The 11,966-nt window shown below is 40.6% G+C and carries 12 protein-coding genes; 8 read left to right on the top strand and 4 right to left on the bottom strand.

What is annotated here, in order from left to right:
* Window positions 1-1,041, bottom strand: a 1,041-nt coding sequence (gene murJ, locus Q0296_RS03845; RefSeq protein WP_298036735.1) for a murein biosynthesis integral membrane protein MurJ, incomplete at its 3' end; no start/stop codon positions are given.
* Between the two features lie 121 nt (window positions 1,042-1,162).
* Between murJ and Q0296_RS03840 the strand changes: the two genes are divergently transcribed.
* The 7 genes from Q0296_RS03840 (at window position 1,163) to Q0296_RS03810 (ending at window position 7,640) form a co-directional block, all read left to right on the top strand.
* Complete coding sequence (locus Q0296_RS03840) at window positions 1,163-3,094, top strand: flagellar assembly protein A (RefSeq protein ID WP_298036733.1); 1,932 nt, start codon at window positions 1,163-1,165, stop codon at window positions 3,092-3,094.
* Window positions 3,094-3,648 (top strand): Holliday junction branch migration protein RuvA, encoded by a 555-nt coding sequence (ruvA, locus tag Q0296_RS03835; RefSeq protein ID WP_298036731.1) that lies wholly within the window; start codon window positions 3,094-3,096, stop codon window positions 3,646-3,648. The genes Q0296_RS03840 and ruvA overlap by 1 nt, the downstream gene beginning before the upstream one ends.
* Before the next feature lie 11 nt (window positions 3,649-3,659).
* Entirely contained in the window at window positions 3,660-4,700 is a 1,041-nt protein-coding gene (locus tag Q0296_RS03830; protein WP_149705980.1) for a D-alanine--D-alanine ligase, read from the top strand.
* Between the two features lie 64 nt (window positions 4,701-4,764).
* The gene (locus tag Q0296_RS03825) at window positions 4,765-4,995 is read left to right on the top strand and encodes a type II toxin-antitoxin system Phd/YefM family antitoxin (protein ID WP_002942153.1); all 231 of its coding nucleotides are present in this window, start codon (window positions 4,765-4,767) and stop codon (window positions 4,993-4,995) included.
* Complete coding sequence (locus Q0296_RS03820; RefSeq protein ID WP_298036727.1) at window positions 4,985-5,770, top strand: alpha/beta hydrolase; 786 nt, start codon at window positions 4,985-4,987, stop codon at window positions 5,768-5,770. Before Q0296_RS03825 ends, Q0296_RS03820 begins: the two co-directional genes overlap by 11 nt.
* The gene (gene murF / locus Q0296_RS03815; RefSeq protein ID WP_298036725.1) at window positions 5,767-7,191 is read left to right on the top strand and encodes a UDP-N-acetylmuramoyl-tripeptide--D-alanyl-D-alanine ligase; all 1,425 of its coding nucleotides are present in this window, start codon (window positions 5,767-5,769) and stop codon (window positions 7,189-7,191) included. Before Q0296_RS03820 ends, murF begins: the two co-directional genes overlap by 4 nt.
* A complete protein-coding gene (locus Q0296_RS03810; RefSeq protein WP_298036722.1) occupies window positions 7,188-7,640 on the top strand; it encodes a hypothetical protein in 453 nt (150 codons plus the stop codon). The genes murF and Q0296_RS03810 overlap by 4 nt, the downstream gene beginning before the upstream one ends.
* Before the next feature lie 36 nt (window positions 7,641-7,676).
* Here Q0296_RS03810 and Q0296_RS03805 read toward each other — a convergent pair whose 3' ends face one another.
* The 3 genes from Q0296_RS03805 to pta all read right to left on the bottom strand — a co-directional run bounded on the left by Q0296_RS03805 (window position 7,677) and on the right by pta (window position 11,028).
* The gene (locus Q0296_RS03805; protein WP_298036720.1) at window positions 7,677-8,165 is read right to left on the bottom strand and encodes an NINE protein; all 489 of its coding nucleotides are present in this window, start codon (window positions 8,163-8,165) and stop codon (window positions 7,677-7,679) included.
* A 330-nt stretch (window positions 8,166-8,495) separates the two neighbouring features.
* Window positions 8,496-9,689: an acetate kinase gene (locus tag Q0296_RS03800; protein ID WP_107830349.1), complete on the bottom strand. Its 1,194-nt coding sequence runs from the start codon at window positions 9,687-9,689 to the stop codon at window positions 8,496-8,498.
* Between the two features lies 1 nt (window position 9,690).
* Entirely contained in the window at window positions 9,691-11,028 is a 1,338-nt protein-coding gene (pta, locus tag Q0296_RS03795) for a phosphate acetyltransferase (RefSeq protein WP_298036714.1), read from the bottom strand.
* Window positions 11,029-11,094: 66 nt separating this feature from the next.
* Here pta and flgH point away from each other — a divergent pair, with 66 nt between their 5' ends.
* Entirely contained in the window at window positions 11,095-11,802 is a 708-nt protein-coding gene (gene flgH / locus Q0296_RS03790) for a flagellar basal body L-ring protein FlgH (RefSeq protein WP_298036711.1), read from the top strand.
* The last annotated feature ends 164 nt before the right edge of the window (window positions 11,803-11,966 follow it).

Below are 11,966 nucleotides of genomic sequence, written 5' to 3'. Positions count from 1 at the left end.
CTCAATGGTGTTTGCCCTTGTGAAATTTCCCCTTTCAAACAAGAGCCAGATTATAAACTCGCTTAGCACAACGCCTGTGATAGTCGCAACTAGCAGGGCGCAAAGTAGCAGGTAAAAGCTCTTTTTCGTCCAAACTAGGGCGTTTGCTTCGTCTTTTTGCTTTAAAAGTCTGGTTATCTTTGGAAAGAGTGCCTGAGAGAGCGCTATCGCAAAGATGGCAAGTGGGAGCTGAAAAATTCTATTTGCATAAAAGAGATAGCTTATCGAGCCGCTTACCAAAAAGCTAGCCAGCCAAGTGTCTATAAATGCGCTTATTTGCATAGCACTTGAGCCAAGTAAGCCATGGTAGAAATTTATAAAAAAACCTTTGCTCTGCGCTCTTTTGCCTTTAAAATATCCGCTTAGACCACCCCAAAAAATTTTATTTAAGGCGTTAAATTTCATGGCGATTAGATGAACTAAAACCTGCAAAATACCGCCTGCAACGACGCCAAAGCTAAGATAAAGCGCGACCACACTCTCACTCTTGCCACGAGCCAAAAGTAGTGAAGTGATCATGGCTAAATTTAGCAGCGCAGTAGAAAACGCAGTCGTGGCAAAATGCCCTTTATACTGAAGAAGCGCACCCATGAAAGTGACGATATAAACAAGGGCTAGATAGTAGAAATTTATACGCACAAGCGGCACTGCGTCTGTGATATTTTGCTCGCTTAAGCCGCTTGCGATGATCTTTATAAAGTAGGGCGTAAATAAATTTACAAGAAGCGTCAAAACGCCTATAAAAAGTAGAAATTTGATGAAAATTTCAGCCTGAAAGATCGCTTTTTTCTTGTTATTTGCAAAATTTGGCAAAAATGCCTGCGTAAAAGCTCCCTCGCCAAAGATACGGCGAAATAAATTTGGTATCTTAAATGCTATAAAAAAGAGGTCGCTAAATATGCCAGCACCAAGGATAGAAGCCGTCAAAAGATCTCTTATAAGCCCTAAAATCCTTGAAGTCATGATGCCAACTGAGTTTGAAAAAAAGCCTTTTATAAACATCGCCCACCTAGTAAATTTAAAACGCAATAGTAACAAAAGATGCTTTAAAGCTTACATAACCCAAATTTAATAAAGTTTTAGAGATAATAAGAGCCAAAATTTTATGTGAAATGGATCAAATTTGAGCGAAAACGTGCAAGAAAACGAGAGATTTTTACCGCCAACGCAAATTCAAACTTCAACACCTTATCTATCGCTTAAAGAGTTAAGCAAACAATATAGCGTGCCGGTGGAATTTATAGACTTTAAACTCTCAAATATCTTAACTTACTACAAAAATAAAGACAACGTCGAGCCAGTTTTTGTCCCTGAAGAAAATTTAAGCTTTTTTGATGACAACACATTTTATCTTGACGAGACGCTAGAGATCGAGCAGGTCTATGACGTGGAGTTTTTTGACGTGAGGCTAAATGCCACGCCAAAGCTGCCAAAGATCGACATCGGCGTAAACTCAACCATCACAAAGGTCATCGCAAAGGTTAGAGCTAGCAAAGAGTGCGAATACGAACAACACTACGAAGATAAGCTTTTTGAATACATCGCAAAACAGCTTATGAAGGCTCAAATTTTAATAGGCATAAGGATCGGCAAGCTAAAAGAAGAACTAAAGCAAATCGCCTCAATAATTCACGTAAAGGGCGAGCTTGATAAGGACTACACGCTAAATTTAACCCAAGGCATCAACCCTAAAAAGGCGATCGATGCTAAGATCATCTACTACTACAAAGATAAACTTGATGATATAAAAGAAGAAGATAAGGTTGATTACGCTGATAGGGGCTTTGTCTTTGGCGTGGCAAAAGATGAAGTGATAATGGAGGAGAAAAAGTCACACGAGGGCGCAAATGGACGCGATGTAAGAGGAAAGCTTATAGAGGTGCCAAAGCCAAAAGAAGAGAGTGAAAAAGAGATAAGCATAAGCGAAAATATCGAGCGCGTAGAAAATGACGAGAGCATAAAATACATCGCTAAAAAAGCAGGCTACGTGGTCGAGAAAAACGGCTCTTTTGACATCGAAGAGCGCATAGAGATAAATGAAGCAAATTTTAAAACGACTGGCTCTATCCAAGCAGGCACCGACACAAACGTCACATTAGTAGTTCGTGAGACTGACACGATAAAAGATGCTATCGGCACTGGCATCATCGTTGAGGCTGATGAGATCGAAGTAAAGGGAAATGTCGGCGCAAATGCGATGGTCAAGGCAAACGATGTAAATATCGGCGGTCAAACTCACCAAAAGGCTAAAATTTACGCCAAACATGCCAAAATTTCTATCCACATCGGCAAGGTCGAAGCTGAAAGCGTCGAGATAGATAGGCTTGAAGGCGGCACTGTCATAGCAAAAAGAGTGAAGATAAATAGCGTAGTTGGCGGCTCGATAACAGCTCAAAATATCCAGATAGACACGCTTGGCTCAAACTGCACCATCACAGCCTCGCACCTAATCGACGTTAGATATCTAAAAGGCACTGATAATAAATTTATCATTGACGCTAGTAAGATGCCTGAGAGTGCGGAGGCTACGCAAGATCAGTTAAGCAAGATAGAGAGCACCAAGTCTGAGCTAGCTACGCTTCTAAAAAACATAGAGAGCAAGAAAAACGTCATAAATGAGAACAAAGACTCTATATATACGATAAAAGCTAAGATCGAGGAGCTATCAAAGGCCAAAGTGATACCGCCAGTTACATTTATGAAAAAGCTAAAAGAGTATCAAGGGCTCGTTAATGAGTACAACACCTTGCTTAGAATTTTCAAAGAGAAAAAAGAGCTTTTAGCTGATCTAAAAGATGAGCTTGAGATGATGCAAAATGGCATATTCTCAGCCAAAGTGATAAACAGAGGCAACTGGATCGAGCTAAATGAGATAAGATTTGTCATCGTCGATCCTCCACAAAACGTCACCTACGTCTCAAAACAAAACGAGACCGCTCACGTCATCACGCTAGATAAATTTGATAACGGCGGCGAGGTCGAATACAAGATCAAAAAGTCAAACAAACTTGAAGACTACGCGGATATAAATTTCATGGAACAAAAGGTTAAATGATGATAAAAGCAATCGAAGGCATCGTTACGAAAAAAGAGCCTGCATTTGTGATACTTAAGACAAATAGCGGCGTAAGTTATGGAATTTTCATCTCGCTTTTTTGCTCAGCAAAACTTAGCAAAGGCGAAAAAGTCGAGCTTGCCATAACGCAGATCATAAGAGAGGACGCAAATTTACTCTATGGCTTTTTAGACGCAAACGAGCAAAAAATGTTTGAGATGCTTATCAAGCTAAATGGCATAGGCGCTAGCACAGCGATGGCAGTTTGCTCAAGTCTTAGCTCGCAGGCATTTACAAATGCCATAATAAGCGGCGATGCTGACACTTTTAAAAGCGTGCCAGGTATCGGACCAAAGACAGCTAGGCGCATAATAGCCGAGCTAAGTGACGCAAAACTAATAAGTGACGAGAGCGTGCCAAGCTATCAAAATGAGGCACTTTTGGCACTTGAGGCGCTTGGCTTTAAGCGTGAAAAGATAGTAAAAATTTTGCCTGATTGCAAGAGTGAAAACACGAGCGATCTTATAAAAGAGGCACTTAAAAAACTAGGATAAGGATAAAAAAGATGAATTTAGGCGTGATATTTGGGGCAAAGAGTTTTGAGCATGAGATAAGCATAGTAAGTGCGATAGTTTTAAAAAACGTCCTAAAACAGGAGCTAAAATTTATATTTTGTGATGCAAATAGGGACTTTTACCTGATCGAGCAAAAAGATATGAGGGCAAATTTCTTTAGCTCTGGCAAATACAAAAACTCAAAAAAGCTATCTTTAGCAAAGGGTGGCTTTTACGCGCACTCGCTTTTTGGCGCAAACAAAGTTGAATGTGACGTCATTATAAATTTGATCCACGGCATGGACGGCGAAGATGGTAAGATAGCGGCACTTTTTGACTTTTACGGGGTCAAATATATAGGTCCAAGGCTTGAAGCAAGCGCGCTTAGCTACAACAAAGAGCTTACTAAATTTCTAGCGCAAAAGGCTGGCGTAAAGGCGCTTGACTATGAGATGCTAACTCGTCAAAGTGAGCCAAAATTTCACTATCCTATTATATTAAAGCCAGCAAGGCTAGGAAGCAGCATCGGCGTGAGCGTCGTGCATGATGATAGCGAGCTAGCTTACGCAAAAGATGTGGCGTTTGAATTTGATAAAGATGTCCTAGTTGAACCATTTATAAAAGGCGTCAAAGAGTATAACCTTGCAGGATGCAGGATTGATGGAAAGATTAAATTTTCTATCGTCGAAGAGCCAAAAAAGAAAGAATTTCTTGACTACGAGCAAAAATATCTAAGTTTTTCAAATGAAAACAAGGTAAAAGAGGCGGAAATTTCTGAAGAGCTAAAGCAAAAGCTTAAATTTAACTTTTCTAAAATTTATGATTGTGGATTTGACGGAGCGATCATTAGATGCGACTTTTTCGTGATAGATGACGAGGTCTATCTAAATGAGATCAATCCAAACCCAGGCAGCCTTGCAAACTATCTATTTGATGACTTTGAGAGCACACTAAACGCCCTTGCAAACTCACTTCCAAAAGAGCGTGAGATAAAGATTGATTATAAATTTATAAACTCTATCACTTCGGTAAAAGGCAGCGGCAAGCTCTAGGCTATTTAGCGATATATAAAGTAGTTTGTGATATTTTACGTAAAATTTTACATAAAGAGCGACAATGGTAACTTTTACAAAAGATGAAATTTATACAGCAACCGAGGTGGTTAGAAATTTTAGCTCAGTCCTTTCACGCGTGGGAGCTAGCGAGCTAAAGCGCGCTGTCATCGTTAAAAACAATAAATTTGAAGCAGTCCTTTTAAATATGGAAGAGTATGAGCGCCTTTGCGAGGCGGTAAGCGTGCTTGAGAGCATTTACGCTGCTAAAAAGAGAGAAAACGATGGCGAGTAGGGCAGTAAAATACGGCTCAGACGAGTACGAGATCAGCTACGAAGTAGTAAATCCAAAATGCAAAAAGGTAGTGCTTTTCTTGCACGGCTGGGGCGCAAACAAAGAGATAATGAAAAAGGCTTTTGGGCACTATCTAAGCGAGTTTTGCCACGTCTATATCGATATGCCTGGCTTTGGCAAAAGCTCCATTTTTAAGCCTTTAAAAACAAGTGACTACGCAAAAATCGTTGCAAATTTCTGCGCTGAGCTTGGCATAAAACCAGACATCATCGCAGGACATAGCTTTGGCGGCAAGGTCGCAACACTCCTAAAACCACCATATCTAGTGCTTTTAAGCTCTGCTGGCATAGTCGTCAAAAAGCCATTTATCGTGCGAGCAAAGATAGTGATATTTAAAATTTTAAAGATATTTGGCTTTGGTAAATTTTATAAACTCTTTGCTACAAAAGATGTGAGCGGCATGAGTAGAGTTATGTATGAAACCCTAAAAAACGTCGTTGATGAGGATTTTACAAAGCATTTTGCTGACTTTAGCGGCAGGGCTTTTATATTTTGGGGAGAAAACGACAAGGCAACGCCTGTAACAAGCGGTGAATCGATACATAAACTCATAAAAAATAGCTCATTTTTCCCACTTAGTGGCGATCATTTTTTCTTTTTGCTCCACGCTAAATTTATAAGTGACGAGATAGAAAAAGGGATAAATTTTGAGCCAAATGATGCAAAAAATGTCGTATTAGATGACGATGAGAGCGGGATCGAGGAGATAAGATGAGTATATTTTTAAGCATAAGCACAGTTTTATTTATCTTTGCGCTTGCTTTTTATGTGATCACTTGCTTTCAGTGGTTTTCTTATAAGCCTGAGCGTGTGCTCTTTCACTTTACAAAGCCCGCTTGGCACGTATTTTTCTTCATTGTGCCGTTGGTGCTTTTTTACACGACTGGCAAGTGGTTTTTCATCTACTTTTACTTTGCGCTTTTGCCAGCTCTTTATCTTTGGCATAAAAAGCTTGATAAAAAGCTAGTCTTTACTGCTAGGATCAAGCACTTTTTTGTGATCTTAGCGTGCGCTATCATCATAAACTACGCTTTAAATTTCATCATCCACAAGGCGTTTTTGGCTCCTATGCCACTTTTTGTCTTGGTCGTGAGCCTATTTTTTAGTGAAATTTTAGAAAAGATCAAATTTCAAGGCTTTAAAAACAAGGCGCTTAAAAAACTTGGTGCAAACAAAGAGCTAAAGATCATCCTAATCACCGCAAGCTATGGCAAAACGAGTATCAAAAATTTTCTCTTTGAAATTTTAAAAGATAGCTTTGTCTGCTATAAAACGCCTCGCAGCGTAAATACAATGGCCGGTATCATCAAAGATATCAATGAAAATTTAAGCGAGCAAACGCAAATTTATATCGCTGAAGCAGGCGCTAGACTAAAGGGTGACATCCTAGAGATCACTAAATTTCTAAATCCGCAAATCGTCATCGTAGGCGAGACCGGCGCGCAACACATTGAGTATTTTAAAACGCTTGATAATATCCGTGCAACTAAGCTCGAGGCGCTGCAAAGTGAGCGTTTGCAAAGGGCATTTTTACATAGCTCGACAAAAAAAGAGCCAAGCCAAAATATAGAAATTTATGATGAGAACCTAAAAGATATAAATGCAAATTTAGATGGAATTTCATTTACGCTTGATGGCAAAAACTACGCCTCGCCGCTACTTGGTAAATTTAACGCTACAAATTTAGCCGTTTGCATCAAGGTGGCAAGATACCTAAAAATGAGCGATGAAGCGATAAATGGTGCGCTATCTAAGATGAAAAACGTCGAGCACCGCCTAAGCAAGATCGAGGCTGGTGGCAAGCTAATAATTGACGATAGTTTTAATGGAAATTTATCAGGCATGTGCGCTAGCTACGAGCTAGTAAGCACCTATGCTGGCAGAAAAGTGCTGCTAACGCCTGGTATCGTCGAGAGCGATGCGGAGCAAAATGCAAATTTAGCCAAGGCGATAAATGAAATTTTTGACCTCGTCATCATCACAAGCTCGCTAAATGCCGAAGTCTTGCTAAAACACATCGTTAAGCCAAAGATCATCATCCTAAAGGACAAGAACAAAATGCAAGAAATTTTAGCCCAAAACACACGCGCTGGCGATCTTATACTATTTTCAAATGACGCACCGAGCTTTGTATGAAAAAGATAGTTTTTTTAGCTCTGGCACTAAATTTAGCCTTTTGCTTTGATATAGACGACTTTGATAGGGGCAATGAAGCCCTAAATACCGGAGACTACGTGGGCGCGTATGAGATATTTTTTGAAGGCTGCGAGCAAAAAGATGTGCTTTCTTGCGAGGCTTTGGGCGATATGTTTGTAAATGAAGAGATAAACGAGCAGATGGACGGCGATCTAAAAAGGCATACAAATATCGAGCTTGGCGTCAGATACTATATGAAAAGCTGCGATCTTGGCTACCAAAACGCCTGCGATGACGTGCTAAGCCTAAGGGACGATCTAAACATCACTCTGCCTTCTGGTGTCTACGAAAACGCCAAAGCTAGATATGATGAGCTTTTTGAAGAGTTTAAAGAGCAAGAGGCAAATAAAACTACTGAAATTTTAGAAGAGCAAAAGGCTAAAAAATAGGGCAAATTTAAGCTTTTTGCCCCAGTTTTAGCACTTTTATTCATTTATGGCTTTTAAAATTTTCTCTAAATTTTGACTTCTCACTACTTTGCCGGTGATAAAGAGATCGACAAACCACCAGATGCTTATGACTAAGCCCAAAATGCTAATTATAAAGCTATTTGCGCCGATGATCACTACGGCATTTTGCACATCTTGGTTTGTTGTGGCGGTTCCAATGGCATCGATCGCAGCTCCTGTTATGACGATAATAAAGATAATGTGAGCTATAAAAAGGGCTAGTTTTAGCACTCCAAGCCAAATTTGACCCGTCATAAAGCGGTTTACGCCAAAAGCGCCAAAGATCAAGCTACCCACCCAAAAGACAATGGCTGGCGACTTTAAATTTAAACTAGGCAGCTTTTGCATGAGCTCATCAAGCTTTTTCTCATCGAGCGAGGCTAGCTTATCTTCTAGCATTTTTAGCGTAGCAAAGTCTTTTGGTAGCTTATCTTGCAACATCAAAACTATAGAATTTGCATTCATTTTCTCTCCTTTTTAAAAGGCGGATTATATAAAATTTAGTTTAAATTTAACCCCAAATTTGCTAGATCCTCAGTCACTTTGGTAGCAAGTTTTAGCTTATCGCTTGTAAAATTTAGGCTGGTGTGTTTTAAATCAAGTGTGAAATCTTTTTGCTTTGGTGGCAAAGGCTTATGCGGTTTGTGAATGCTATTTTTCTCTTTTTACGCCAAATTTTGCCCAACTATTTGACTATTTAATAAAGATAGTTCTATTTGTTTGCGTAGTTTATTGCAAATCGCCGCTTATCGTGTTTGCTTTGCTGTAAATTTGATAACAAATTTTATCTCACCCCTAAAGCGTTCTTTCCTTTATCACCCTGGCTGTCTCTATGGCGATCTCAAGCTCTTCGTTGGTTGGGATGATGAGCGTTTTTATCTTAGCGCCTTCTTCATCTATGCACCTCTCGCCTCGCTCGTTTGAGAAATTTAGCTCATGGTTGATGTGGATGCCAAGATGCTTTAGGTCATCACAAATTTTTTGCCTTGTGTTTGGCGCATTTTCGCCGATACCGCCAGTAAATATGAGTGCATCAACACGCCCTAAAATGGCGTAGTATGAGCCGATATACTTTTTCACTCGGTAGCAAAACATATCAAATGCAAGCTTTGCGCGCTCGTCGTTTTGCATCTTAGCTACGACCTCTCTCATGTCGCTTGAGCCACAAATTCCAAAAAGTCCGCTCTTTTTGTTTAAGAAGTTATCGATCTCGTTCCACTTTAAAACGCCGATATTTAGTAGGTAGATGACTACGGCTGGGTCCATATCGCCGCTTCTTGTGCCCATTATGAGGCCTTCAAGCGGGCTAAGACCCATAGATGTGTCAATGCTTTTGCCATTTTGCACCGCGCAGGCCGAGGCGCCGTTGCCTAAGTGAAGCGAGATAGCGTTAAATTTATCAAATTCTATGCCAAGCATTTTGGCTGCTTGCTTGCAGACATATCTGTGCGATGTGCCGTGAAAGCCGTATTTTCTGATGTGATGAGCCTTGCAAACGTCGTAGGGCAGGGCGTAGCGGTAGGCGTACTCTGGCATGCTTTGATGAAACACAGTGTCAAAAACGACCACGTGAGGCACATTTTTGCTCTCTTTCATCGCGTTTTTGATGCCAGCAAGGTGCCCTGGGTTGTGAAGTGGGGCAAGTGGGCTTATCTCCTCGATCTTTTTGATGACGCTCTCATCAACGATCATCGAGCTAAAAAAGCTCTCGCCGCCATGCACTATCCTGTGTCCGATGCCGTCAAGCTCGCTTAGATCGTGCAGTGTATGCGAGGTGGTAAAGAGCTCGTTCATCGCCTCAAGTCCGTCGTGGTGGTCTTTTATGAAGCGTTTTATCTCATAAACTTCGCCATTTGCCTTTAACACCGCCCTTGAGCTAGAGCTGCCGATTTGCTCGACTAGACCGCTTGCTAGGCTCGTTTTTGTCTGCATTTCAAAAAGTTGAAATTTTATCGAGCTGCTACCTGAGTTTAAAACTAAAATTCTCATATCACTCTCCTGCTTGTATCGCGCTTATTAAGATGGTATTTACCACGTCTTCGACGAGGCAGCCGCGGCTTAGGTCATTTACTGGTTTTTTTAGCCCTTGAAGTATCGGACCCACAGCTAGGGCATTTGCGCTTCGCTGAACTGCCTTATAGCAGATGTTTCCGCAGTTTAAATTTGGAAATATAAATACATTTGCCTGCCCAGCCACATCAGAATTTGGCATCTTTTTGCTAGCCACGCTTAGATCAACTGCCGCGTCAAACTGAATTGGTGCAGCTATTTTTAAATTTGCATCAAGCTCGCTTGCTTTTTTGGCAGCCTCTTTTACAAACTCCACGTCAGCCCCGCTACCACTATCAGCTGTTGAGTAGCTTAGCATAGCGATCTTTGGGCTAAGACCAAAGGCACTTGCCGTTTGAGCGCTACTTAGCGTTATGCTAGCTAGCTCATCGCTGCTTGGATTTGGCGTGACGGCGCAGTCGGCAAAGAGTAAAATCTCCTCTTCAAGCGCCATGAAAAATGCCCCGCTTACCACACTTACATTTGGTTTTGTCTTTATGATCTGAAGGGCTGGGCGGATAGTATCAGCCGTGCTCATCGTAGCCCCACTTACTAAAGCGTCTGCCATACCTTCATGTATGAGCATAGTGCCAAAGTAAATTTTATCTTTCGCAAGCGCGTTTGCCTTGGCTTCGTCCACGCCTTTATGCTTTCTTAGCTCATAAATTTTCTTTGCAAACTCTTCGTTCAGCTCGTTTTGCACCGGGTTTAGTACCTTTGCCTTGCTTAAATTTTCGCTCTCAAGCCCTAGCAAAATGATATTTGCCGCCCCTTTTTCTAGCACGATGTGGGCTGCTTTTAAAATTCTCTCATCATCACTTTCAGGCAAAACGACGGTTTTGTTTGCCGCTTTAGCTCTTTTTAGAAGCAAGCTTTGAAATTTAAATGGCGTGATGATCTCGTGCTCATAGCTTAAAATTTCATCAAATTTATCAGTTATTAGAAGCTTTGAGTTTAAATTTAGCGCCCTTAGCTCGATTGCGTTTTCGTCAAAGACTGGAGTGTTTAAATTTCTAGCTAGTTTTAAATTTAGCTCGCTCTTGCCAAAGACGCTAAAGCCCTCACAGCCAATGACTACGACAAAGTCGCTTCTCTCCTTTAGCTCTTCAAATTTATCTATAAATTTTAAAAAAAATTCCTTTTCATTTAAATTTATTAGATTTTTTTTGTCGTTTTCGTCTGGAGTTATCTTAAAAATCTCAACTTTTTTGAATTTTGTAGCTATAATCTCTTTGAGGTTTGCCAAATTTTTGTCTGTAAAAATGTAACAACTTTTCATTTGCGACCTTTTTAGGAACTTAAATTGCTTGATTTTAGCACAAAGATACTTATTCTAAGGCATTTTATGAATTATAAAACGATCTGGCTCGTCTTGTCTGCGGGCATTTTTTACACAGGTTGCACCCCAAGTGCCGACCCACATATAAATATGAAACCACCCGTCTACGTCGAGCAGCTCCCACCAAAAGATACCGGTAGCGGCCAAAGCAACGCAGGCAGCCTCTTTGGAAAGGGCGGCAACCCGCTATTTTCAGATAGAAAGGCGATGAATGTAAATGACATCGTAACCATCGTCATCTCAGAAAACGCAAGTCAAATTTCAAGCGGCAGCAAAAGCACCAACAAAGATAGCACCGTCTCGCTTGGCGGCGGCGTATTTACCGCTGGAGCATCTCCGCTCTCAACGGTAGCTGAAAATCTAAACAAATACGGCGACATCGGCTTTAAAGCAGGCGGTGGCAATAAATTTACAGGTAGCGGCTCAAGTAACAGGAGCGAGAAATTTAGCGCGACCATCTCAGCTAGGATCATCAAAGTCCTAAATAACGGCAACTACTTCATCGAAGGCAGCCGCGAGCTACTTATAAACGGCGAAAAGCAGATCATGCAAGTAAGCGGCGTCATCAGGCCTTACGACATCTCACAAAACAACGAAATCGACTCAAAATACATAGCTGACGCCAAAATTTTGTATAAAACTGAGGGTGAGCTAGACAAATCTACCAAAAAGCCTTGGGGCACAAGACTCATGGAGGCCATCTGGCCATTTTAATACAAATTTAAAAGCCTAAATTTAACCCATTTGGGCTTTTGTAATTTTGTACCTTAAATTTCACTCTTCTTAAAAACACTAAATTATATTTTTTAAAAATTATTAAAAAATATTATCCATAAATTAAATATAAAAATATTTTTTCATAGGAGAATAGTATGAAT

This window comes from uncultured Campylobacter sp., assembly GCF_937890585.1.
Taxonomy (GTDB): Bacteria; Campylobacterota; Campylobacteria; order Campylobacterales; family Campylobacteraceae; genus Campylobacter_A.
This window is presented reverse-complemented; position numbering and strand designations above follow the sequence as displayed.